Below are 24386 nucleotides of genomic sequence, written 5' to 3'. Positions count from 1 at the left end.
GGGCCGGCATCGTGGCGTGCCGTCGCGGGGCGTTGCGGCGCGCTACGGCAAAAGGAAAGGGACCTCTAGCCAAGCCACGCCACGGCTTATGCCATAGCGATGATAGCTTCTGCGAGGCGAGTGTAGACCATGTTGGCCTCTTCTATGTTCACTTTGATCCCATGCTCCTTACCCTTGGCATCCTTTCGGACCCAGCGCGCGCCTGTCCATTGGCCGTCAGACGACGTCAGCTCAAAGATAGGCTTCGAAAGCTTTTGAGATACTGGTATTAAGCCGCTGAAGTTTTGAACGCCCGCTAGGTGATAAGGTTCATCGTAACCAACTGCATCCCGGAACTTCTCCTCCCCAACAATCATACCTCTACTTTCTAGCACCGGGACAAGCTTTCCTGATACGAGGTCTTTTATCTTTAACAGCCAATCAAGATAAGCTTTCGACATTTGCTTTTGATCTGGCGTTTCCACTTTATCTTCTACGGTGTAAATTCGGTAGTTCTGAGAAATATAACCAAGCATCTTTGGATTATTTGCAGGAAGAGAATCCGCGCCACCATCTTTGAAGCTCGCGATTTCCTCAACCCAGCGCGGAAAAACGTTGCTAAGCGAATCTATGGCCTGATAGCAGAAGAAGTCTGGCGAAATTGGGATTATAAAGTAGTCTGAACTCATCAGGATACAGTGATTTGTGGCCGAAACGCTTGGACTCATGTCGACCAAAACTATATCAATGTCGTTATCTTTTGCAACCCTACGTATCAATTCGCTAAAGGCACTTACAAAGCGGCGGAGAATAGGAATTGTCGCGCTGCTAGTTAAAGCTGTCGCGATTTGAGTGTCTATCTCAGAAAACCGTATGTTTCCAGCAAGAATAAACAGGTTCGGATTGTTGGTTTTGGCAATCGGCGTTTTCTCCCCCTGAGAAGATACCGTATCACCACCCAAGGCGAACACCGGGGCAAGACTGCTGAAAATGTCTGTGTTCTGCTTGCTTTCGTAAAAAGCGAACAGCGAATCGTAATCCTCTATGCCCAAAGTTAAGCCAGTTAGGTTGCATTGCGGATCGGCATCCACAATCAGAACTCTCTTTCCCAGTCGGGCCAGTTTCCAGCCAAGGTGGAAGGCTGTAGTGGTCTTGCTGACGCCACCTTTGTGATTGAAGAGCGAGATTACCTTGGCCACTGAAATTCTCCCGGAGGATGTTGAGCTACGAATATGAGTATTGGCCGCTGCCGTGCCACGGGAGGTAATCCGACCGCTAGATTGAGTTTCTAGCCTTTCCAGTGCCACAGTATCTTTCGAATGGGCCGGAGGAACATCAGTCAGATTTTTCACCATCGCCTTGGCGACTGCATCAAACTCCGCGTCGATCGGCTTGATCACCCTCTTGTCGTCAGACATGGATCACACCATTGTAGGTTAGCCGCTTACCTACCGACCGGCACAGCGTCCTTTCGATGAATGCCATTGCGCCTGCTTTCGCAGTGTTGTGGCGGAATAAATATTCGTTGGCGTAGCAATGCAGATGCCTCACACTCACGCAGTGATAGATGCCAACATAGCCGCGCTTCAGCAACGACCAGAAGCTTTCAGTGCCGTTGGTGTGGGCTATGTCGCGGACATACTCGCAATGTGAGCGATTGATGCGGATATGGTTGAGGCCTGCTGCTGGAAGTCCGACATAGCCGCGGTGAGTGTCCGCAACGACCATCGCGCTGGTGTTATCCTTAGCCCGAACTAACGGCCCCAGCGTAGCGGCATTGGTGTCATGCCCCCCCACAGTGCGAACCACGTCAGTTTCGGAGCGGATGCCGGCAACGACGGTCTTGCCAACCGATCCGCAACCGGCGCGCAACTTCGTGTCCGCGTGCTTGTTCTTCTCACGACCACCTACATAGGTTTCATCAACCTGCACATGATCGCCCATGCCACTGCCTTGGCCGGCCAACCACGTTTCGCGGATACGCTGAGCAAGGAACCATGCCGACTTCTGCGTAATGCCGAGTTCGCGAGCCATCTGCGTGGCAGGGATGTCGTTGTGCGCCGCGGTCATCATGTAAATCGCCATGAGCCATTTGTGCAGCGGAAGGCGTGATTCTGCCAGAACCGTGCCAGTGCGGACGCTGAAATGCTGGCGGCAGTCCCGGCAGCGGTAGGGCATCGGCTTGTGGTTCTTGACCCCGGCAACCGAAAAGCTGCCGCAATGTGGGCAGGAGACATCGCCAGCCCAGCGATTGTTCTCAAAATACTTCCTTGCGGCTTCCTCATCGGGGAACCGTTTGGAAAATTGATACAGGTTGACGATTTCAGGTTTGTTGATCATGAATTTAGCTAGCCACTTCCGCACCACTGGTCAAGAAATTTTTGGCTAGCTAGGTTTATTGGCTCCAAAAGGAAAGGGCGGATGAAGATCATCCGCCCCGCCTGTCTTTCTGCCCTGCGGCCCTGAAGGGCCGGATCAGACCGGGCTGAAGGTCTTTTCCACGTCCTTGCGGTGGCCTTCGAACGACGCATCGCTGCGCGAGATCAGCGTGTAGAACATCGGCACCACAAACAGGGTGAACACCGTCCCGATCACCAGCCCGGTGAAGATGACCAGACCCATGGCCTGACGGGCGGCGGCGCCGGCGCCTTCGGCGATGATCAGCGGCACCACGGCAAGGGCCATGGCGGCGGTGGTCATCAGGATCGGGCGCAGACGGGTTTTCGCAGCGGCCACGATGGCGGCGCGGCGCGACAGGCCGTGCTCCTCTCGTTGCTGGTTGGCGAATTCCACCATCAGGATGCCGTGCTTGGTGATCAGGCCGATCAGGGTGATCAGGCCGACCTGCGTGTAGATGTTCAGCGTGCTGGCCCCCAGATACAGCGGCAGCATGGCGCCGAAGATCGACAGCGGCACCGACATCATGATGATGAACGGATCGCGGAAACTTTCGAACTGCGCGGCAAGGACAAGGTAGATCACCACCAGAGCCGCCCCGAAGGCCAGCAGGATGGTGTTGCCTTCGGTCTTTTCCAGCCGCGACTGGCCCGAGTAATCGACGAAGAACCCGTCGGGCAGAACTTCGTCTGCGATCCGCTCCAGCTCGGCCAGGGCAACGCTGGTGGACAGGCCGATCATCGGCATGGCCGACAGCGTGGTCGAGTTCAACTGGTTGAACTGTTCGATCGAGGCGGCGGTGATGCCCGGATCAAGCTTGACCACCGAAGACAGCGGCAGCATCGCGCCCGAGCTGGAGCGGACGAAGAATTCGCCCAGCCGTTCGGGGTTGTCGCGCCATTCGCGCGGCACCTGGGTGATCACGTCATAGCTGTTGGAATCGCGGTCGAACTGCGCCACCGCGCCGCCGCCGACCAGGATGCCCAGCGTGTTGCCGATCTCGGACACGCTGACGCCCAATTCGGCCGCGCGGTCACGGTCGATGGTGATGCGGACCTGCGGCGCGTCGAAGGCCAGGCTGTTCTGCACCACGATGAACATGCCGCTGGCCATGGCCTTGTTGCGGATTTCTTCGGCGATCTCGAACACGCGGTCGGGCGAGTGGATCGACTGGATGATCATCGAGATCGGCAGGCCGCCGCCGGCACCGGGCAGCGAGGGCGGTGCGAAGACATAGCTTTGCAGACCGGGGGTATCGTTCAGGATGCCCTGGATCTGGCCCTGGATTTCCGACTGGCTGCGGCTGCGTTCGGCCCAGTCCTTGAGCGCCCAGATGTAGAAGCCGGTGTTCGAGGCCCCGCCCATGCCCGCCACCGAGAACGAGGTCTGCACCTCGGGGATGTCGGCGGTGCGCTTGCCGATTTCGGCGGTGAAGGCATCGGTATATTCCAGCGTCGCGTAGCGCGGGCCGTTCAGGATGGCGAACAGGGCCCCCTGATCTTCCTCGGGCGCAAGTTCGGACGAGGTGTTCAGGAACATGAACCCGGTCGCGCCCACCAGCGACAGCACCATCAGCAGCGTGACCGGCCGATAGTCGAGCGACGAGGACACCCGCCGTTCATACCAGTTCGCCACCCCGGTCAGCACCCGGTCGACCGTGGACTGGAACCGCCCCGGCGCATCATGCGTCAGCAGGCGGGCCGACATGGTGGGGGTGATCGTCAGCGCCACGATGCCCGAGATGATGACCGACCCGGCCAGCGTCAGCGCGAATTCGGTGAACAGCGATCCGGTCAGGCCGCCGGTAAAGGCCAGCGGCGCCAGCACGGCGGCCAGCGTGATGGTCATGGCGATGACGGGGCCGGTAATTTCCTTCATGCCGTTGATCGCGGCACGGGCGGGCTTCTGGCCTTCGTCGATGTGGCGGTGGATGTTCTCGACCACGACGATGGCGTCGTCCACCACCAGACCGATGGCCAGCACCATGGCCAGCAGCGTCAGCAGGTTGATGGAATAGCCCAATGCCAGCATGATGGAGCAGACGCCCACCAGCGACAGCGGGATCGTCACCACCGGCATCACGACCGAGCGGAACGAGCCAAGGAACAGCAGGATCACCACGACCACGATGACCACGGCCTCGGCGATGGTCTTGAACACCTCGGAGATCGAGGCGGCGATGGTTTCGGTGGAGTCATAGACCATGGTGATGGTCATGCCCTGCGGCAGCGTGTCGTTCAGGCGCGGCAGTTCGGCCAACACGTTGGCGGCCACGTCAAGCTGGTTTTCGCCCGGCGCGGGGATGATGCCGATGAAGGTGCCCGGTTCGCCGGAAAAGGTGACGATCGCATCGGTCGAGCCGGAGGCCAGTTCGATGCGGGCCACGTCGCGCAGCCGCACGGTGCCGTTGGCCCCCTGCACCAGCGGCAGGGCGCCGAAGGCCTCGGCCGACTGAACGGTGGAATCGAGCGTCAGCGAATAGGCGAAGTATTCGTTTTCGGTCTTGCCCGGCGCCGACAGGAAGTTCGAGGCCCGGATCGCGCCCAGAACATCGGTGGCGGTCACGCCGCGCGCCGACATCTGCAGCGGGTCCAGCCAGATGCGCATGGCATATTCGGCGGCGCCCATGATTTCCATCTGGGCCACGCCGTCGATGTTGGTCACCCGCGGCCGGACCACCCGCTCAAGGTATTCGGTCAGTTGTTCGGGCGTCATGTTGGGGTTCTGCACCGCCAGATACATCAGCGCGAAGGTCTGGCCGGTGCCCTTAACGATCACCGGGTCTTCCGCGTCGGACGGCAGTTCGCCGCGCACCTGCTGCACCTTCGACATCACCTCGGTCAGGGCGATGTCGGGGTTGGCGCCCAGCTTCATCTGCACCGTCACGACCGAGGCCGAGGGGCGCGAGGCGCTGGTCACATAGTCGATGTTCTCGGTCGTCGAGACGGCCGAGGCGATGGGCGAGGTGATGAAGCCCTGGATCAGTTCGGGCGCGGCACCCGGATAGACGGTGGTGATGGTGACCACCGTCTCATCGACTTCGGGGTATTGCCGCACCGGCAGGTTCAGCACCGAGGCAAGGCCAAGGAACAGGATCAGCGCGGCCACGACGGTGGACAGGACCGGGCGGCGGATGAAGATTTCTGAAAAGTTCATCGGCTTGCCCTTATTCGCCTGCGGGGGCGTCAAGCGCGACCGAATTGTCGATCTTGACCTTGGAGCCCGGTGTCAGGCGGTTCTGCCCGGAGGTGACGATCTGATCGCCGGCGGCCAGCCCCTTGACCACCTCGATCCGGCCACCGGAGCGGCGGCCGAGGGTGACGAACACCTGTTCGACCTTCAGCTCATCGGCGGCCTCGCCGGGGCGGATGACGTAGAGGGAATCGCCATAGAGGGTGGAGCTGACGGCGGTTTGCGGCACCGCGATCACGCCTTCCTCTTTCGGCAGGGCGATGCGCACGCGCAGGAACTGGCCGGGGAACAGGCGGCCCTTGGTGTTTTCCACCTCGGCCCGCACCGAGACGAGGCGCGAATTCGGATCGACCCGCGGTTCGACGGCGATGATCGTGCCGCCGGCGCTGAAATCGCCCACTTCCGAGGTGACGGTGACGGCGCCGCCCAGCTTGAGGTTGGCGATCTGCTGTTCGGGCACCGCGAAATCGACGCGCATCCGGCTGAGATCCTGCAAGGTGGCGTAGATGGTGCCGACCGTCACATACTGACCCACCTCGATCTGGGGGATGCCGATTTCGCCGGCGAAGGGGGCGGTCAACTGCTTGCTGTCCAGCGAGGTCTGCACCTGCGCCACCTGCGCGCGGGCGCTTTCCACCTGTGCTTCGGCGCTTTCGACGGTGGTCACGGCGCCGACGCCGCGTTCCGACAGGGTATTGGCACGCTTGGCCTCGGCGATGGCGACGGTCAGCGCGGCCTGTGCGGCGGCGAGCGAGGCCTTTTCGCTGTCATCGTCGATCTGGACCAGCTTCTGGCCCTTGGTGATGCTGTCGTTGCCGGCAAACAGGATCTCGCGCACCAGACCGCCGGATTCGATGGCCAGATCCACGCCCTGCGCCGAGACCGAGGTGCCGACGGCATCAATGCCCGGCTCCCATGTCACGGCTTCGACGGTTTCGGCGCTGACCGGAACCGGCGGCGGCACCTGCCCGGTGATATACTGGGCGATCATGCCGTCGCGGAAGAACTTGAACCAGACGATCCCGCCCACGATCAGGCCAAGAAGGATGATCGCAATGATCAGGCGCTTGAACATCGGTTTACTCCAGCAAAGCAGTTCCAGAATGCCGGCCGAAGGGCAGGCCTTTCGTGCGGAGTTGGAACGGCTTTGCCGGAACGTCAACTCCCAATGCACCTTTTGCCGGTGCATTGGGGATGCGTTGTGCCCCATCGTCAACGGTCTTGCAATGCAGCGCCGGGTTGAGCGGCACCGGCAAGGGGGCGGTGTGACCTATTTCAGCGTGGCCAGATAGGCGGCCATGTCTTCGCCGCCCTTGGTCAGCTTGAAGGTCATCTTCGACTTGGCGCTGTCATCGCCGGTTGCGGCCTTGAGCCAGGCGCTGGGGTCGGCAAGGTAGGCGGTCAGCGCGGCTTCGTCCCAGACCAGACCGGCGGCGTTGGCGGCAAGGATGCTGTCGCCATACTTGAAATCGGGGAAAGACCCGACCGGGCGCCCGACCACGCCGAACAGGTTGGGGCCGGTCTTGCCCCCCTTCACGATGTCGGTGCCATCGGCGCCGACGATCGAGTGACAGGATTTGCATTTCTTGAAATCGGCCTCGCCCTTGGCGGCATCGCCCGCGAAGGCGGGGGCGGTCAGCGACAGGGCAAGGGCGGTGGCGGTGGCGGTGGCGGTCAGGGCGCGGATCATGAGAAGGTCTTTCAGACAGGTATGGCAGATTCGGGTTTTGCTCCGGGGAAAGCATCGCAAAGCGCGGCGACCTGATCCTTGACTTTCATCAGGCAGGCGGCGGTGGACAGGGCATCGGCCAGCGCCGCCGAGGGGGCCGAGATGCTGACAGCGCGAAAGACCGCCGGCCCCGGCAGGCCGCTGTGCGGATCAAGGATATGGCCGATGCGCCCGGCCTGATCAAAGGTGGTGCCCAGCGGGGCCGAGGTGGCCAGCGCGCGGCTGCGCAACGCGACCTGCCCGCCCTGCGCCAGATGCACCGGCCAGGCGCCGCCATCGGGGTGGCCGCCCAGCGCGCGCAGCTCGCCGGTGTCGATCAGGATGTCATCCAGCCCAGCAGCGGCCAGAAAGGCGGCAACGCGGTCGGCGATGTAGCCCTGCGCGATGCCGTTCAGCGTCAGCGCGCGGCCGGGGCCGTGGGTGATGCGGCTGGCGTCCAGCCGCAGATGCGACCAGCCGGTCCGGGCCAGGGCGGCCTGCCGTTCCGCGGGATCGGGAAGCCGGCCCCGCGCCGCGGCTTCGGCATGAAGCGCCCAGAGCGGCTGCACCGTCGGGTCGAACAGGCCGCCGCTGGCGGCCTGCACGGCCCCGGCCAGCGACAGACATTCCAGCAGTTCGAACGGCGGGTCATCAAGATGGCCCTGACGGTTGAGCCGGCACAGCGCGGAGTCGGTGCGATACAGGCTGAAAATGGTTTCAAGCCGGTCGATTTCGGCCATGGCGCGGGCGGCAATGGCCGGGGCATCGGGATGGGCCAGCCGCAGCGTGACCCGCGCGCCCAGCGCCTGCCCGGTTTCGACATGCAGCGGCTGTGCCGCGGCGGCGGCAGGGGCCAGAAGCGCGGCAGAGATCGCCAGAAAGCGGCGGCGGTTCAGCATGGTCTTATCCTTCGGGCTGGTTCGACAGGGCGCGCAGGCGGCGGGCGTAATCGGCATCGTCGCCCGTTTCGGCCGTGTCGGGCGGGATCACCAGGGCATCGGGGATCTGCGCCAGATCCATGACCGCGCCGCCATGTTCGGCGGCAAAGGCCAGCGCGGCGGCGGGGTCTGCGAAGGGCACGATCTCGGGCGCGCCCATGCCGCCTTCGACGGCGGCCCCCACAACGTAATGTGCACGGCGGGCGTCGATCCAATTGGTGGCGCCGGGATCATCCCAGGTGGCGCCGGGGGCGCCCATGTCATTGACCCAGATCGCCAGGATCGGGTGGCTTTGTTCGGGCAGGCGGGCATAGGCGATGGTATCGCGGACCTGGCTGAAGAACAGCGGCGTGCCGGGCAGGCCTTCCAGATGCACCTGCCCCTTGGGGCCGGGGTGTTCCAGCAGGTTCATCTGGCAGAAATGACCCACGGCATCGGGTGTCAGGGCGACGGCGGCGGTGGATTGCACCGTTTCGTCCCGGCAGGCGGCCATGAGCAGGATCAGGGCGAGGGCAAGGCGGTGTTTCATGGCGTGACCTTTCGGAAGGCCAGCGTGGCCAGCGCCAGCGCGGCAAGCGGCCAGAGAAGCAGCGAGGCCAGCGCCTGCCACAGCGGAATGGTCGCCGCGGCGCCCCCCACGCCAGAGGCGGCGGCGGTGGCCCCGGAAGCGGCCAGGTTGAACAGGCGGAAGGCATCGGCCGGGTTGGCCAGCAGCGCCACCGAGAAGGCGTGGGTGGTGAACCAGCCGCCGTTGTCGGCCACGATGGCGGCCAGAAGGCCAAGGTCATACAGCACCACCAGCGCCAGCCACAGGCCCACAGCCAGCCCGGCCGCCCCCGAGGGACGGCGGGCCAGCGACGACAGGGCATAGCCCGCCCCCAGGAAGGTGGCCCCCAGCACGACCGAGGACCACATCAGCCGGACCAGCGCGGGCAGCCCGGCCTTGGCCGAAGGATCGGCCAGAAGGGCAGCACCGGCGGCAAGGCCATAGCCGGTGACGACGGCCAGCGTCAGAACGGCCAGATGGGCCGCCATCTTGCCCAGCAGAACCTGCCAGCGTGCCACGGGATAGGTCAGCAGAAGCGGCAGCGTACCCCGCTCAACCTCGCCGGCGATGGCGTCGAAGCTCATCAGCAGGGCCAGCAGCGGCACCAGATAGACCGCCAGCGAGGTGAGCGAGGCGACGATGACCGACAGACGGTCAACGCCCAGCCCGCCGGTGGGGGCCGATCCGGCGGCCGAAAGGACCAGCGCGAACAGCGCCATCAGCACAACCGCGATGGCCACCCAGCGGTTGCGCAGCGCGATGCGGAATTCACACAGGGCGGTGGCAAGGATGCGGTTCATTGTCCGTCCCTCTGGCTGAAGTGGCTGTAGATGTCTTCCAGGCTGGGCGGCTGCACCTCGATGTCGCGGATGCGGTCGCCAAGGCGGGTGATGCGGGCCAGAACGGCCAGCTTGTCGGCCTGGCCACAGGTCAGATGGAGGGCGCCGCCGGCGGGCGTGGCCTCGGGCAGGGCCTGGCGCAGCGCGGGATCGTCGGCGTCGCGCGGCACGATGGTGATGGCCACGGGCAAGGCGGCCCGGCGGCGCAGGTCGGGCAGGCTGCCCTCGGCCACCAGACGGCCCTTTGACAGGATCAGAATCCGGTCGGTGCGGGCCTCGACCTCGGTCAGGGCGTGGCTGGACAGCAGGATCGAGGCGCCTTGCGCCGCCAGCCCGTCCAGCAGGGTGTAGAAATCGCGGCGCGAGACCGGATCAAGCCCGCTGGTCGGTTCGTCCAGCACCAGAAGCCGGGGCGCCCCGATCAGCGCCTGCGCCAGACCGACGCGCTGCCGCATCCCCTTGGAATAGGTGCCGATGCGGCGGTGCGCGGCCGGGGCAAGGCCGACCTGTTCCAGCAGCGCCATCGCGCCGCCCGGCGGCTGGCCGCGGAGCGCCAGGTAATGGCGGATCTGCTCCAGCCCGGTCAGCGCCGGGTGAAAGGCCACGTTTTCCGGCAGATAGGCCACCTGCCGCCGCGCCTCGGGGCTGCCGGGCGTGGTACCGCAGACCGAAAGCTGGCCGGTGGTGGCGGGGATCAGGCCAAGGATGATCTTCATCATCGTCGATTTGCCCGCGCCGTTGTGGCCCAGCAGCGCCACCCGTTCGCCCGGCGCGACCGAGAAGGTCACGTCCGTCAGCGCGGCCACGCCGGCAAAGCGCCTAGTGAGTGCCGAGATCGTCAAGGTCGGTGTCATCATATGTGCCTTTCGCCCAGCGACCGGCGACAAGCGCCTCTTGCGCGGCGATGTCATCGGGAACGGGAATGACCAGCGGGGTCATCAGGGGGTGGCTGTCCAGCACGCCGCCGGGCAGCGTGGCCGGGAAGCTGGATTGCGACCAGCGGATCAGTTGCACCGACGGCGCCCCGATCAGCAGGGCGGCGGCGGGCTGCGACCAGAGGATGTGATCCATCAGGTCATTGGGGCGGAACACGCCATCGGCGATGCCGTCGCCGTTCAGGTCGAAGGCCGGGTGATCGGACCAGAAGTTGCCGCGCCCCTCGAAGCTCCATTCGATGCTGCGGGTGCCGACATATTTCACCTGTTCCTGATTGCCGATGAAGGCGTTGCCGGTCAGCACGTTGCGTTCCGACCCGGCGGTGAAGTGGATGCCGATGCCGCAGCCTTCGAAGCGGTTGCCGAAGATCAGGTTCTTGTGGGCGTTGTAGATGAACAGGCATTTCTTCGTGCCGCCCCGGACCAGATTACCGGCGACATCGGCGCCGTTGGCGAAGTTCAGCATCAGCCCGTGTTCGCGGTCGCCCAGCGAGAGGTTGTCCTTCACCACCACGCGGTCGGAGAACATGATGGCGAAGCCCAGGTGATTGCCGATAGAGACATTCCCCGAAACCGTGCTGTCATGCGTGTACATGTAGTGGATGGCGAAGCGCAGATCCTGGAAGGTGTTGTTGCGGAAGATGTCCTTGCGCGAGGCGTTGGCGAAGATGCCGTCCCGGCCCCAGCGGACCGAATTGCCTTCCACCACGGCGCCGGGGCTGTTCCAGACATAGATGCCGTTGCCGCGTTCGTTCATGCGGTCGGATTGCAGGCCTTCGATGCGGTTTCCGCGGACCAGCGCATCGCGGCCGCCATGCAGGTCGATGCCGTGCATGTTGCCGACCAGAAGCAGGTTGCGGATCACGGCCCGGTCGGCACCGCGGACGATCTTGATTCCGGCGTCGAGATCCTGGTTGCGCCGGCCCGATCCGGTGACGGCAAAGCCGTCAAGCACCACATCGGCGGCGGTGATGGTGATGACCGTGCCCTGCCCCTGCCCGTCAACCACCGCCGCGCGGGGGCCGCGCAGCGTAAGCGGGCGGTCGATGGTGACGGGGCCCGGATAGGCCCCGTCCTGCAGCAGCAGCACATCGCCGGGGGACGCCCCGGCGATGGCCCGGGCCAGCGCGCCCGCACCGGGGCTGACCGCGACCTCGGCCGCCCGAAGGGGCGCGCCAAGGCAGACCAGCGCAAGGATCAGGACGCGCAGCAGCATGATCAGGCGTCCTTCGGTTCCACGAACATCCGGCCGCGCATTTCCATGTGCAGCGCATGGCAGAACCACTGGCAGTAATACCAGTAAACGCCCGCCGCCCCGGCGACGAAGGTCACGGACGAGGTTTGCTGCGGCCCGATTTCCATGGCGACGCCATGGTTGCCCATGGTGAAGCCGTGGGTCAGGTCGTCGATGTCGTCGAGGTTGGTGACGATCACCGTCACCTCGTCGCCTTCCTTGACCGTGAATTCCTCAAGCGCGAATTGCGGCGCCTGGCTGGACATGTAGACCCGCACCTTGTTGCCGTCGCGGATCACGGTGTCTTGCCAGTCGTCCAGGTTCACGCCGTCGGCCTCGGCCTGTTTGCGGGTCTCGGCCCACATCGGGTCTTGCCGGTCCCAGACGGACTTGATGTTGGTCATCTTCGAGGCATGAACTGCGATGGCATCATGCGGTTCGGCGAAGTTCGGGCCATCGTGGATGACCACCATCTTGTCGCCCGAAATGTCGATCAACTGGTCGTTTTCGGGTTTCAGCGGGCCGACGTTCAGGAAGCGGTCCTTCGAGAACTTGCACAGGCAGACCAGCCATTTCCCGTCTGCCTCAAGCGTTTCGCCCATCGAGGTTTTCAGGTGGCCGGGCTGATACTGCACATCGACCTTGTCGAGGATCGGATCGACCTGCTCGCCCTTGTAGGCGGCGATGGCCTTGTCGATGTTCCATTTCACCACCTGGCTGTCGAGGAAGAGCGAGGTGAAGACGTTGCCCTTGCCGTCAAAGGCGTTGTGCAGCGGGCCAAGGCCGACCTCGGGCTCTGCCACCACGGTGCTGCGCGGATCGGCGTTCTTGTAGAACACGTCGTCCAGCAGGGTGACATCAATCACCGTGACGGTGGGCGACAGCTTGCCGCCGATGCACAGGTGGCGCTTGTCGGGCGCCATGTTGCAGCCATGCGGGTTGTTGGCGATGGGGATGTAGCGGGTGAACAGGCTGTTCGCCTCTTTCCGGCCGTCCAGCACCTTGACGCCGTTCAGTTCCTGATACTGGCCGGCGGCGATGGCCTTTTCGATCTCGGCGATGTTGAACACCACCACATGATCCATTTCCGAGGCGGTCATATCCGCCAGGTTCATGCCCATTTCCGAGTTGTAGCTGGTGGAGAAGGCCCATTTGCCTTCGTAATCGGCATCGCAGTTGTCGAGGTTGCCCGAGACCATGACCTGCCAGGCGACATCCCACTTGTCGGCATCGACGGCGGTGAAGATGTTCACATAGGTGGACACGTCCTTCATGGTCGAGCCGTCATTGACCAGGGGCGCCTCGTCCTCGCCGTTGCAGAAGACGTAGTTCGAGCGCGGCCATTTCTGCGGGCGCATCCCGTGGATGCCCTTGGCGTTGGGGATTTCCAGAATGGCATCGCATTTCATCACGTCGCAGCGGACCCGCGCAACGCGGGTGTTCGCCTTGTCGTTCATGAACAGGAAGCGGCCGTCATACTTGCCCTCGGTATAGGACATGTGGACGTGGTGAAGATCGCCGTTGTCGTGGATCTTCTTGCCGTTGGCCTCAAGCAGCTTCTTCGTCTTCTCGGTCATCGTCCGCTGGTGGATGCGGATCGATTCATTGGTCTGGCCCCAGCCGGTGGCCGAGCAGCGGTTGAACACCGGCACGCGCATGAATTCCCGCATCGAGGGGATGCCGAGAATCCGCATCTCGCCCGTCTGGCCCGAGGACCAGAAGCCGTAATATTCGTCAAGCTGGCCGGGCGCCACCTCGAAGCCCGCGGCGCGGGCGGCGCCGGGCAGGGCCACGGCGGCGGCCCCCAGGCCAAGGGCGGCCGGGGTCAGCGCCAGCCGTCCGGCAGAGCCGGCAAGCGCGGCGCCGCCCGCCGTTGCCCCCAGCAGGGCGCGGCGGCTGAGACCTGTCTTGTGGTCGGTTTCCATGATCATACTCCTCTTGCGGATTTCGGGATGTGGCGGGCGGCATTGGGATGGCCGACGGGGGGCGGCCCCAGAACCGGGGCGGCGCCCTCGACGGCGGACCGCCGCTTTTCGCGCTTGATGACGACCGGACAGATCGTCCTGGACTGGTACAGAACCTGGCAGTGCAGGCAGTTCACACATTCGTTCGGGTTGATCTCCCCCGTGGGGTGAATGGCCTGAACCGGGCATTGGTTGGCGCAGCTCTGGCAGGGGTTGCCGCATTCGCGGTACCGCTTGAGCCAGTCGAACATGCGCATCCGGGCCGGGATCGCCATCGCCGCGCCCAGCGGGCAGAGATAGCGGCAGTAGAACCGTTCGACGAAGAGACCGGCGATGAGCAGCGCGGCGGCATAGGCCACGAAGGGCCAGGCGCGGACGAATTTCAGGATGATCGCGGTCTTGAAGGGTTCGACCTCGGCCAGATGTTCGGCCTGTTCGATGGACATCAGCGAGACGCCGAAGAGGCCAAGGAAGATCATGTACTTGATCGGCCAGAGGCGTTCGTGCAGGCCCCAGGGCAGCGTCCATTGCGGCACATGCAGGGCGCGGGCGATGCGGTTGGTCAGTTCCTGAAGGGCGCCGAAGGGGCACAGCCAGCCGCAATAGGCGCCCCGCCCCCAGAACAGCAGCGCGGCGGCAACGGCGAACCACAGGATGAAGGTCAGCGGGTCCAGCAGGAAGGCCTGCCAACTGAAGCCGGTGACCAGCGCCCCGAACAGCGCCATCAGGTTGACGACGGAAAGCTGCGCATTGGCGTAGAAGCCCAGGAAGACCAGGGTCACGGTCAGGAAGCCCATGCGGAACCAGAAATAGGCGCGGGCGTTGCGGGTGGCGAAGCCCTGGAAGAAGAACACGCCCGTCAGCACCACAAGCATCGCGGCCAGGCCGGCGATTTCGGGCTTCGATCCGGCCCAGATCTTTTTCCACAACTGGGCCTGGGCGCTGACTTCATCCTGCGCGGCAACCTGTTCGGCGGCCGAGGGTTCGGCGGCCGGCGGCGGGGCGACCGCGCGCAGGAAGCGGGGCGGCACCTGGTAGCCCAGATCGAAGGTGGTGAAGACCTTTTCGATCGGCCCCACCTCGCGCTGCACCAGAAGCTGGATGCGGAACGGCCGGGTCGGATCGAATCCGCTGTCGGCGGGAATCCTGAACAGGTCCATCTCGGGGAATTCGGGCGCCCCGCTGGCGGCAAGGCTGACCACGCGGCGGTGCATCCGGTCGCGGAAACGGACCGACACGTCATCCTGGATCAGGACGATCCGGTCGAAGATGCCGCCGCGCACATAGCCCGAACCCTTGAAACTGTAGAGACCACGCCCGACCAGCAGCAGCGCCTGTTCGCCCGTGCCAAGCCAGGATTGCAGGTTTGTGAATTCCTGTTCGCCAAGAAGGGCGCGGCCGATGCCCGGCACGGACACCAGCGCCGCCTGCATGTCGATGAAGGTTGTATCGGCGGGTTCCGTCAGGGCACGGGCGGCGGCGCGCGGGTCTTCCATCGTGGCGAAGGCCGCGTTCAACTGGCCCACGTCCAGCGACAGCCGCCGCAGGGTGCCATCGCCTTCCATCGTCATCCAGCCGGGGCCGGCGGTGGCGTCCGGGTCGATCTCGACCCCGGGGCCGGCGGGCCTGGTTTCCGGCGCAAGGCCGCCAAGGCCCAGGGTGCGGGCCACCTTGAGCCCCGAGCGCACGATGGAATCGTCGATCACCATCACCGAGACGGTGGCACCCGAGATGATGTCCATGTCGTGGCTGGTGCCGCCGGACCGGGCCTCGGCCACCAGATCAAGGCCGATGTAGCCCTGGACCAGCGCCTTGATCCTGGCCTCGGGGATGCCGATCAGGACGATGGGTTCAGAATGCTTGACCAGATCCAGCCCGATGATGCGGGCCTGGGCATCCAGGGCCACCATCGTGTGGATGGGTTTGCCGGAATAGCCGGTGGTCCCCACGAAATCCGAGGTGACGAAGGCCCAGCCAAGGGTTTCGCCGCCCTTCAGCACGGGCACGACCGGCAGGTCGTCGCGCAGGGGGCCATAGGCATCGGCGCCGGGAACAAGCGTCGCGGCGGGCACCTTGTCCAGAAAGCCGGCCAGAACCGGGGCGGCGGCGGCCGGAAGCGGCAGCAGCAGCAGGACAAGCAGGATCAGGCGGGAAAGCAGGGTCATCGGGCAACCTCATCTGGTTGCCCGGACCCTGGCCTGTTCTGGCTTCGGATCTCTTGACCAAACTCAAGGGATACGACGACAGATCCGGCCAACGGACGCAGGGCGCGCCGAACCGGCGCGGGCGTTTCCGTGGACCGCGCCATCGGGGGGCCGCGTGGCAGGGGCCGGGCATGGGGCAAGGGGCCGGGCAGTTCCGCCACGGCCTGCGGCTGAAGCATCAGGAAGCGGCCGAACGGCGCGGGAAGGGGCGGCTTGCGGCCAGACAGGCCCGCCGCAAGCGGCAGGCATTTCAGGCAATCGCAGCAGTTGCCCTTTTCCACGGGATTTCCGGCCGCATCGAGAAGGATCGTTGTGGTCCCGCCATCGGCGCAGATGACCATCTCGGTCACCGGGCCGCGCGCAACCGCCGCCCCCGCCGCCGCGCCATAAAGCGCGACCGCCAGAACGGCGACAAGGCAAAGGAAGGGGCGAAGGACCGACGACATTGGTCCTGACTACACCACCGAAAGGGGTTGCGACTTGACAAAAGTCAACTCTGACTTGCGTATTTTCCCGCTTTTCGGCCCTGTCGGGAGGGGGGCCGCGACAGAAAGGCCTGAAAGGATTTGACTTTTGTTAAGGCCGGTGGCCGCGCCCGGGCGCCAGGATCGCCAGCGGCCCCTGCGCCGCGATGGCAGTTCCTGCAAGGAGACCCGGAATGACCGCCCTGAAACGCCTTTTCTCGGAAGGGTTCCGCATCTTCTTTCTGGCGGCGGGCCTGTTCGCGGTGCTGGCCATGGCGCTGTGGGAACACTGGATCGCGGCACAGGCGCTGGGGCAGGAGGCCGGGTTTCCGGCGGCCGCCATGCCGCAGCACTGGCACGCGCATGAGATGATCTTCGGCTTTGGCGGCGCGGCGCTGGCGGGGTTCTTCCTGACCGCCGTTCCCAACTGGACGGGGGCGAAGGGCGCCCCGCACCGATTCATCGCGCTGGTGGCGGCGCTGTGGCTGGCCGGGCGGCTGGCCCTGTGGTTTTCCGGCGGGCTGCCGCCCGGCGTGGTGGCGCTGACCGATCTGGCCTTTGCGCCGGTTCTGGCGGGGCAACTGCTGGAGCAACTGATCCGCAAGCCCAAGGCGCAGCAGATGATCCTGCTGGCCTTGCTGGCGCTGTTCTGGACCGCGAACCTGCTGACACATCTGGAATGGATGGGGCTGACCGGCACGCTTTGGGCGGGTCTGCGCGGCGGATTGCTGACGCTGGGCGCCATGATCATGGTGCTGGGCGGGCGGGTGACGCCGGGCTTTACCCGCAACGCCATGGTGGCCACCGGGCGCGACAGCCGCCTGCCGCGCAACCCCGCGCCGCTGGCGGCGGTGTCGATTGCCGCCTCGGTCGGGGTGGCGGCGGGGTATCTGGCCGGACTGCCCGAGCCGGTGCTGGGCGGGCTGGCGGTGGTGGCCGGGCTGGCGGGCCTGGCGCGGGTGGCGCTGTGGCGCAGCGGCTGGACATGGGACAAGCCGATTCTGTGGGTGCTGCACCTGTCCTATGCCGCGAATGCGGCGGGGTTCGCGATGCTGGGGCTGGCCGGTCTGGGCTTCGGGTCCGAGATCGCGGCGCTGCATCTGCTGGGCATCGGCGGCGTGGGGGGCATGACGCTGGCGATCATGTCGCGGGCCAGCCTTGGCCATACCGGGCGGCCGCTGGTGGCGCCGCGTGCCGTGGCGCTGGCCTATGCGCTGTTGCCGCTGGCCGCGCTGCTGCGCTATCTGGGGTCGGCTTGGCCCGAGGCGCATGATCCGGCGCTGCTGCTGGCGGGCGGGCTGTGGATGGCCGCCTTTGCGCTGTTCGTGCTGCGGCTGTGGCCGGTGTGGTGGGCGCCGCGCCTGCCGCGTGCGGCGGCAGACTGACCCCGGCCCGAAGGAAAGGCCCTGCCCGATGACCATCTGGATCGAATTTGCGCTGGCGATGGGGCTTTTCCTGCTGTCGCACCGGATTCCGGCGGCGCTGGGGGTGAAGGGGCGGCTGCTGGCGCTGCTGGGCGCGCGCGGCTATGCGGTGGTGTTCTCGGCCGTGTCGCTGCTGTTGCTGGGGTGGCTGATCGCGGTGGCGGCGCGGGCGCCGTTCGTGCCGCTGTGGGATCAGCAGCTCTGGCACCGCTGGGCGGTCAACCTGATGATGCCTGCCGCCATTGCGCTGGCGGTGTTCGGGATCGGGGCGCCCAATCCCTTTGCCTTTGAAGGCCGCGCCACGGGGTTCGACCCCGCCCGCCCCGGCATTGCCGGCCTGACGCGCCAGCCGCTGCTGTGGGCGCTGGCGCTGTGGGCCGGGGCGCATCTGCTGCCGAACGGCGATCTGGCGCATGTGCTGCTGTTCGGGCCGTTCCTGGTTCTGGCGCTGGCCGGGATGCCGGTGGTGGAACGGCGGCGGCGGCGCAGCATGGCGGAGGCCGACTGGCGGCGGCTGACGGCGCAGACCGGGCTGGTGCCGTTTGCCGCGCTGGCAACCGGCCGCTGGCGCCCGTGCGGCGGACCGTCACCGCTGCGGCTGGCGGGGACCGTGCTGGTCTGGGCGGGGCTGTTGCACCTGCATATGCCGGTGATTGGCCTGTCGCCCCTGCCCTGACCGGGCCGGGTCAGCGGGTCCAGGCGGTGGCCGGGTCTTCCTCGGCATAGGTGCGCAGCAGCGCGACATCCTCGACCAGGGCCATGTTCTGACGGATGGTCACGCCCTGATCCTTGAGCCTGGCAAAGGCACGGCTGAGGCTTTCGGGCTTCATCCCCAGACGGCCGGCGATCAGCACCTTGTCATAGGGCAGCGCCACCGTGCAGGGGCCAGAGGGGCAATCGGCCAGTTCCAGCAGGAATTCGGCCACGCGCTGCGCGCCGGTCTGCGCCTTGAGCTGTTCGACCTGCGTCACAAGGCTGTGCAGATGCACGAAGGTGGCCGACAGGATCGAGATCGCCACCTCGGGGTTGCTGCGGATCTGGCGCAGGATGCTGTCGGCGTCGATGCGGATCAGCGCGCAATCGGTGACAGCTTCGGCCGCGACCGGGTAGGTATCGCTGCGGAAGGCCACCGCTTCGCCGAACGAGGCGCCGCGGGTGAACACGCCGACCACCGCTTCGGCACCGTTCGGGGCGATGCGGTAAAGTTTCACCCAGCCTTCGGCGACGATGTAGATCGCCTTGGCCTGTTCGCCCTGAAGAAAGATGGTGCCACCGCGCGGATAGGTGCGGACACGGGCCTGTTCCAGCACCGCCTGCGCAACCGCTTCGGGGGCCGAGGCAAGCAGCAGAGAGCTGCGGGCAATGGCGGCATGTTCGGTTTTCATCTTGTCCCACGCTGGCAGATCGCGCGGAAGTCTAGCCGCCTGCGCGGGGCAAGGCCACCGGGCAAGGACCGGCGGAGGTTATATTCAGCATACGGGATGTGACTTCCGGGCCGACACGCGGCCGGTCAGGGCGCGTCGGACAGGGCAAACCCGGACAGATCCGGCAGGCACAGGTCGGCGGCGGCGTGGTCTTCGTCGGCCGAGTAGAGCGAGGGCGTGGCCACGACCTTCAGCCCGGCCCCCTGCGCCGCGCGGATGCCGTTCAGCGTGTCTTCAAAGGCCAGCGCCTGACCGGGCGGCAGGCCAAGGCGCTCCAGCGCCAGCAGATAGACATCGGGCGCGGGCTTCTTGGCCTGCACCATGTCACCGGCGGCGATCACGTCGAAAACCTGATCCGCCGGCTTGCCCCAAAGACAGGCGGACAGCGCCTCGACATTGCCGGGGCTGGTGGTGGTGGCGATGGCCAGCCGCAGCCCGGCCGCGCGCGCCTGTTCAACCAGCCGCAGCACGCCGGGGCGGGGCTGCAGGCCGCCCCGCGCCAGAATGGCGGCATAGGCGGCGGTCTTTTCCTTGTGCATCGCGGCGATGGTGGCATCGTCGGGGCCATGACCGACAGCCGCCCGATGCGCGGCCATGCGTTCCTTGCCGCCCGTCACTTTCAGAAGGCGGGTGTAGTCGGCCACGCTCCAGCACCAGTCCAGACCATGCGCGGCAAAGGTGGCGTTGAAGGCCTGGCGGTGCGCCTCTTCGGTTTCGGCCAGCGTGCCGTCCACATCGAAGATCAGCGCCTTCAGGGCCATGACCAGCCTTTCACCAGCGCGGGCAGGCGGCTGAAATCGCTGAAGGCGGCCTGATGCGGCATCTTTTCCACCGGGGTCTTGCGATAGCCTTCGGTGTAAAGAAGGAACGGCAGCCCGGCGTTCACGGCGGTTTCGGCATCCACCTCGCTGTCGCCCACATACAGCGCGCGGTCGCGGCCAAGGCGGGCCTGCGCGGCGTGCACCATGCCGGGGTCGGGCTTGCGGGTGGGCAGGCTGTCGCCGCCCAGGATGACCGGGAAGAACCGTTCAAGCCCGACATGGCGGATGGCGGCCAGTGCCGGGCGTTCGGGCTTGTTGGTGGCGACGGCCATCGCGCAGCCCATGGCGGCCAGGGCATCAAGCGCCTCGACCACGCCGGGATAGAGGGTGTTGCCCTCAACCTCGGTCTCATAGCGGGTGACAAGATCGGCATAGAGCGGATCGAACAGCGGGCCGTCGGGGTTTTCGCCGGCGTTCTGCAACAGGCAGCGCACCAGATGCGGCGCCCCCTTGCCGACGAAGCTGCGCACCGTGGCCATGTCCAGCGCCGGATAGCCGCGCGCCGTCAGCACGGCATTGGACACGGTGTGAATGGCCGGGGCGCTGTCGATCAGCGTGCCGTCCAGATCGAAGATCAGCGCCGTCATTCCGGTTTCCACTTGATCGAACAGCCCATGGCGGCGACCTGATGGTCGGGGCCACGGCCGGTATGGGCGATCTGCACCATCGCCTCATACAGCTCGCGACGGGCGTCGGGGGCGGCGGTCTTGCCGCTGGAATCCAGCCGGCCGCGATAGTGCAGTTTTCCGGCGGCATTCAGGCCAAAGAAATCCGGCGTGCAGGCCGCGCCCCAGGCACGGGCCACCGCCTGCGTTTCGTCATGCAGATAGGGGAAGGGCAGCGCCAGTTTCTTCATCTCGTCGAAACTGTCATCGGGATAGGCGGCGGCATCATTGGCGTTGATCGCCGCCACGCCGATGCCGAAGGCGCGCAGGTCGTTCGCATCGCGGACCAGCCGGTCAAGGATGGCCTTCACATAGGGGCAGTGGTTGCACATGAAGACGATCAGGGTGCCCTTCGGCCCCGCCACATCATGCAGCGTCCACAGCTTGCCGTCGGTGCCGGGCAGGGTGAAGCCCGGCGCCTTCCAGCCGAAATCGCAGACCGGCGCGGCGGTCGCCATCAGGCGGCCTCGGCGGCGGCGCGGATGGCGCGGATGTTGGCGCCATAGACTTCGGGCGCGGCAACCGAGCCGCCCTTGAACACGGCCGAGCCGGCGACCAGCACATCGGCCCCGGCCGCCGCCATCAGCGGCGCGGTGGTCGGGTCCATGCCGCCGTCGATCTCGATATGCACCGGGCGATCCCCGATCATGGCGCGCAAGCGCCGGACCTTGGCCGTCATGTCAATGTATTTCTGCCCGCCGAAGCCGGGGTTCACCGTCATCACGCAGACCAGATCGGTCAGGTCCAGCAGGTGTTCCACCGCATCGGCCGGGGTGCCGGGGTTCAGCGCCACGCCCGCCTTCATGCCCGCGCCGCGAATGGCCTGCAGCGTGCGGTGGATATGCGGCCCGGCCTCGATATGGGCGGTCAGGATGTCGGCGCCGGCCTTGGCATAGGCGTCGATATAGGGATCGACGGGCGCGATCATCAGATGCACGTCCATCACCGTTTTCACATGCTTGCGGAAGGCGGCCACGGCGGGCGGCCCGAAGGTGAGGTTCGGCACGAAATGGCCGTCCATCACATCAACATGCACCCAGTCGGCGCCCTGATCCTCGATCGCGCGGATCTCGCGGCCAAAATCGGCGAAATCGGCCGAGAGGATGGACGGGGCAATCTTGATGCGGCGGTCGAAGGTCATGTCGGTCTCCAGAGGAAGGGGGGCGGGGTGTCCCCCGCCCGTGTATCAGGCCGCTTACGCGACGCCCAGCTTTTCGCGCCAGCCGGGATACAGCTTGTCCGCATCGCTTTGGAAGCTTTCGAAGGCGCGGGCAAGTTCGCGGTGATCCTTGGCATAGGTGACCAGATCCACCCCTGCCTTCCAGGCGTCACAGCTTTGGCGCAGCGATTTCGCCCCGGCGGTGCCGCCGTCGACATGGCCGAAGGCGCCGCCGCCAGAGGTCTGGATCACGTTGGAATGGCCGAGGTTGTCAAAGAACCCGGGCAGGCGCAGCGCGTTCATCCCGCCCGAGATGATGGGCGTGGTGGGTTTCATGCCCAGCCAGTCCTGATGGTAGAACGGGCCTTGGGCGGCATCGTCGGTCAGCATGTAGGCCATGATCTTGTCCGACGCGTCGCCCTCCATCTTGCCATAGCCCATGGTGCCGGTGTGGATGCCGCTGGCCCCTTGCAGGCGCGACATCTTGGACAGCACGAAGGCGGTGTAGCCGCGCATTGACTGCGGGCTGGTCACGGCGCCGTGGCCGGCCCGGTGGTAGTGCAGGAACTGGTGCGGGAACTGCCGCCGCGCGGTGGTGATGGCAGCCGGGCCGGTGACATAGCCATCGACCAGGAAGGCGACGTGATCGGCGTTTTCGCCGAAGGTTTCCAGGATGTATTCGCCCCGGGCGACCATTTCGTAATGGTCATCGGCGGTGATGTTGGCCGAAAAGAGCTTGGCCTCGCCGGTTTCGTCCTGCGCGCGCTTCATCGCATCGGCAACCAGGCGGATGGTTTCCTTCAGCGGCGCGAAGGTCTGGTTGCCCTGCGGTTCATCGTTCTTGATGAAGTCGCCGCCCAGCCAGAATTCATAGCAGGCGTCCGCAAAGGGTTTCGGACGCAGGCCCAGTTTCGGCTTGATGATGGTGCCCACCACCATGCCGCCATCGCGCACATCGCGGCCCAGAACGCGCCACATGTCGGCGATGTTCATCGACGGGCCGTCGAACAGGCGCAGGTAGCAGGGCGGAACCCAGAAGTCGTGCATCTTGGCGTATTCGACATCGCCCATGCCCTGGTTGTTGCCGATGGTCAGGGTCAGGAACGAACACAGCATCGCCCGGCCGTCGATGATGTTGCGGTCGAACAGTTCAACCGGATAGGCGATCTTCATGATCTCCTTCGCGGGGTCGATCTCGTAGACCAGCGCATCGACGCCGCGGGTGAAATCGTCGGTGGTCGACACCTCGACGTTGGTGCCGGTGCTGCTTTCGGCCGCGAAATGGGCGGCGGTTTCAAGGTAGCCGTAGCCCGCCTTGGGTTTCATCACATAGGCGCACAGCACATGGCGGCCCCCGGCGATGAGATCGGCTTCCTTGAGGTCGAGCCGGGCGTAGCGGTTTGATTGGTCCATGGTGGTATCTCCTGTCAGACGGCCTTGAGCGCGCCGCTGGCGTAACGCTTGGCCATGTCATCCATCGCGATGACCTTGATCTTCGATGCCTGTCCGGCGGTGCCGAAGGCTTCAAGCCGCAGCTTGCACAGATCGCGCATGGCATCCATCGCGGGTTTCAGGAACTTGCGCGGGTCAAACTCGGCCTTGTTCTGGGTGGCGATCTTGCGGAACTGGCCGGTCATGGCCATGCGGCAATCGGTGTCGATGTTGACCTTGCGCACGCCCATCTTGATGCCGCGGACGATTTCCTCGACCGGAACGCCAAAGGTTTGCGGCATGGCGCCGCCGTATTCGTTGATGATGTCCTGCAGATCCTGCGGCACGGACGAGGAGCCGTGCATGACAAGGTGCGTGTTCGGCAGCTTCTTGTGGATCGCCTCGATCACGTTCATCGCCAGGATGTCGCCGGTGGGCTTGCGGCTGAACTTGTAGGCGCCGTGGCTGGTGCCGCAGGCAATGGCCAGCGCATCGACCTGCGTCTTCTTCACGAAATCCACCGCCTGATCCGGGTCGGTCAGCAACTGGCTGTGGTCCAGTTCGCCCTCGGCGCCGTGGCCGTCCTCGGCCTCGCCCTTGCCGGTTTCAAGGCTGCCCAGAACGCCCAGTTCCCCTTCGACCGAAGCGCCCACCCAATGGGCCAGTTCGGCGACGCGGGCGGTGACGTTGACGTTGTAGTCATAGCTGGCCGGGGTTTTCGCGTCGGCCTCAAGGCTGCCGTCCATCATCACCGAGGTGAAGCCGTATTTGATGGCGGAGAGGCAGGTCTTTTCGTTGTTGCCGTGATCCTGGTGCATACAGAGCGGGATTTCCGGGTAGATCTGCGCCAGCGCCTCGATCATCTTGGCCAGCATGATGTCATTGGCATAGCTGCGGGCGCCGCGGCTGGCCTGGATGATGACCGGCGCGTCACAGGCCTTCGCGGCCTCCATGATGGCCAGGCCCTGTTCCATGTTGTTGATGTTGAAGGCCGGAACGCCGTAGCCATGTTCGGCCGCGTGGTCCAGAAGTTGACGAAGCGTGATCAGTGCCATGGTGTT

General features: G+C 65.3%; 22 protein-coding genes. 2 read left to right on the top strand and 20 right to left on the bottom strand.

The genetic code is table 11. The features are described from left to right. Window positions 1–86: 86 nt before the first annotated feature. From C5F44_RS05765 to C5F44_RS05705, 13 genes are all read right to left on the bottom strand, one after another. Window positions 87–1397 carry a ParA family protein gene (locus C5F44_RS05765; RefSeq protein WP_107672560.1) on the bottom strand — a complete coding sequence of 437 codons (1311 nt, stop codon included), beginning with the start codon at window positions 1395–1397 and terminating at the stop codon, window positions 87–89. Continuing rightward, the gene (locus C5F44_RS05760) at window positions 1390–2316 is read right to left on the bottom strand and encodes an IS1595 family transposase (RefSeq protein WP_107672697.1); all 927 of its coding nucleotides are present in this window, start codon (window positions 2314–2316) and stop codon (window positions 1390–1392) included. Before C5F44_RS05760 ends, C5F44_RS05765 begins: the two co-directional genes overlap by 8 nt. Window positions 2317–2454: 138 nt before the next feature. Further along, the gene (locus C5F44_RS05755; protein ID WP_107672559.1) at window positions 2455–5532 is read right to left on the bottom strand and encodes an efflux RND transporter permease subunit; all 3078 of its coding nucleotides are present in this window, start codon (window positions 5530–5532) and stop codon (window positions 2455–2457) included. 10 nt (window positions 5533–5542) lie between these two features. After that, on the bottom strand, window positions 5543–6643 hold the full coding sequence (locus C5F44_RS05750; RefSeq protein ID WP_107672558.1) for an efflux RND transporter periplasmic adaptor subunit: 1101 nt from the start codon (window positions 6641–6643) through the stop codon (window positions 5543–5545). Window positions 6644–6838: 195 nt separating this feature from the next. Continuing rightward, window positions 6839–7258, bottom strand: a complete 420-nt coding sequence (locus tag C5F44_RS05745; protein ID WP_181318197.1) for a c-type cytochrome — start codon at window positions 7256–7258, stop codon at window positions 6839–6841. Window positions 7259–7269: 11 nt separating this feature from the next. Beyond that, complete coding sequence (locus tag C5F44_RS05740) at window positions 7270–8175, bottom strand: FAD:protein FMN transferase (RefSeq protein ID WP_181318196.1); 906 nt, start codon at window positions 8173–8175, stop codon at window positions 7270–7272. Between the two features lie 4 nt (window positions 8176–8179). After that, complete coding sequence (locus C5F44_RS05735; protein ID WP_107672557.1) at window positions 8180–8743, bottom strand: nitrous oxide reductase accessory protein NosL; 564 nt, start codon at window positions 8741–8743, stop codon at window positions 8180–8182. Continuing rightward, window positions 8740–9561 carry an ABC transporter permease gene (locus tag C5F44_RS05730; RefSeq protein WP_107672556.1) on the bottom strand — a complete coding sequence of 274 codons (822 nt, stop codon included), beginning with the start codon at window positions 9559–9561 and terminating at the stop codon, window positions 8740–8742. The genes C5F44_RS05735 and C5F44_RS05730 overlap by 4 nt, the downstream gene beginning before the upstream one ends. Beyond that, window positions 9558–10454, bottom strand: a complete 897-nt coding sequence (locus C5F44_RS05725) for an ABC transporter ATP-binding protein (protein ID WP_107672694.1) — start codon at window positions 10452–10454, stop codon at window positions 9558–9560. Before C5F44_RS05725 ends, C5F44_RS05730 begins: the two co-directional genes overlap by 4 nt. After that, window positions 10420–11751 carry a nitrous oxide reductase family maturation protein NosD gene (locus C5F44_RS05720; protein WP_107672555.1) on the bottom strand — a complete coding sequence of 444 codons (1332 nt, stop codon included), beginning with the start codon at window positions 11749–11751 and terminating at the stop codon, window positions 10420–10422. Before C5F44_RS05720 ends, C5F44_RS05725 begins: the two co-directional genes overlap by 35 nt. A gap of 2 nt (window positions 11752–11753) precedes the next feature. Further along, the gene (gene nosZ, locus C5F44_RS05715) at window positions 11754–13694 is read right to left on the bottom strand and encodes a TAT-dependent nitrous-oxide reductase (RefSeq protein WP_181318195.1); all 1941 of its coding nucleotides are present in this window, start codon (window positions 13692–13694) and stop codon (window positions 11754–11756) included. 2 nt (window positions 13695–13696) lie between these two features. Then, entirely contained in the window at window positions 13697–15898 is a 2202-nt protein-coding gene (locus C5F44_RS05710; protein WP_107672553.1) for a NosR/NirI family protein, read from the bottom strand. After that, on the bottom strand, window positions 15895–16383 hold the full coding sequence (locus C5F44_RS05705) for a hypothetical protein (protein WP_107672552.1): 489 nt from the start codon (window positions 16381–16383) through the stop codon (window positions 15895–15897). The genes C5F44_RS05710 and C5F44_RS05705 overlap by 4 nt, the downstream gene beginning before the upstream one ends. A 212-nt stretch (window positions 16384–16595) precedes the next feature. Here C5F44_RS05705 and C5F44_RS05700 point away from each other — a divergent pair, with 212 nt between their 5' ends. Both C5F44_RS05700 and C5F44_RS05695 read left to right on the top strand, forming a co-directional pair. After that, window positions 16596–17786 carry an NnrS family protein gene (locus C5F44_RS05700; protein ID WP_107672551.1) on the top strand — a complete coding sequence of 397 codons (1191 nt, stop codon included), beginning with the start codon at window positions 16596–16598 and terminating at the stop codon, window positions 17784–17786. A gap of 28 nt (window positions 17787–17814) precedes the next feature. Next, complete coding sequence (locus C5F44_RS05695) at window positions 17815–18501, top strand: NnrU family protein (protein ID WP_107672550.1); 687 nt, start codon at window positions 17815–17817, stop codon at window positions 18499–18501. Window positions 18502–18511: 10 nt separating this feature from the next. On the opposite strand, the gene C5F44_RS05690 is transcribed toward C5F44_RS05695, so the two are convergent. From C5F44_RS05690 to fba, 7 genes are all read right to left on the bottom strand, one after another. After that, complete coding sequence (locus tag C5F44_RS05690; RefSeq protein ID WP_107672549.1) at window positions 18512–19210, bottom strand: Crp/Fnr family transcriptional regulator; 699 nt, start codon at window positions 19208–19210, stop codon at window positions 18512–18514. A 125-nt stretch (window positions 19211–19335) separates the two neighbouring features. Next, window positions 19336–20010: an HAD family hydrolase gene (locus tag C5F44_RS05685; RefSeq protein WP_107672548.1), complete on the bottom strand. Its 675-nt coding sequence runs from the start codon at window positions 20008–20010 to the stop codon at window positions 19336–19338. Then, window positions 20001–20657, bottom strand: a complete 657-nt coding sequence (locus C5F44_RS05680; protein WP_107672547.1) for a phosphoglycolate phosphatase — start codon at window positions 20655–20657, stop codon at window positions 20001–20003. The genes C5F44_RS05685 and C5F44_RS05680 overlap by 10 nt, the downstream gene beginning before the upstream one ends. Further along, window positions 20654–21193, bottom strand: a complete 540-nt coding sequence (locus C5F44_RS05675) for a thioredoxin family protein (protein WP_107672546.1) — start codon at window positions 21191–21193, stop codon at window positions 20654–20656. The genes C5F44_RS05680 and C5F44_RS05675 overlap by 4 nt, the downstream gene beginning before the upstream one ends. Continuing rightward, entirely contained in the window at window positions 21193–21876 is a 684-nt protein-coding gene (gene rpe, locus C5F44_RS05670) for a ribulose-phosphate 3-epimerase (RefSeq protein WP_107672545.1), read from the bottom strand. The genes C5F44_RS05675 and rpe overlap by 1 nt, the downstream gene beginning before the upstream one ends. Before the next feature lie 54 nt (window positions 21877–21930). Then, on the bottom strand, window positions 21931–23307 hold the full coding sequence (locus C5F44_RS05665) for a ribulose-bisphosphate carboxylase (protein ID WP_107672544.1): 1377 nt from the start codon (window positions 23305–23307) through the stop codon (window positions 21931–21933). Between the two features lie 14 nt (window positions 23308–23321). Next, window positions 23322–24380 carry a class II fructose-bisphosphate aldolase gene (fba, locus tag C5F44_RS05660; protein ID WP_107672543.1) on the bottom strand — a complete coding sequence of 353 codons (1059 nt, stop codon included), beginning with the start codon at window positions 24378–24380 and terminating at the stop codon, window positions 23322–23324. Window positions 24381–24386 lie beyond the last annotated feature (6 nt).

Source organism: Fuscovulum blasticum DSM 2131 (assembly GCF_003034965.1).
In the GTDB taxonomy this organism is placed as follows: Bacteria; Pseudomonadota; Alphaproteobacteria; order Rhodobacterales; family Rhodobacteraceae; genus Pseudogemmobacter; species Pseudogemmobacter blasticus.
This window is presented reverse-complemented; position numbering and strand designations above follow the sequence as displayed.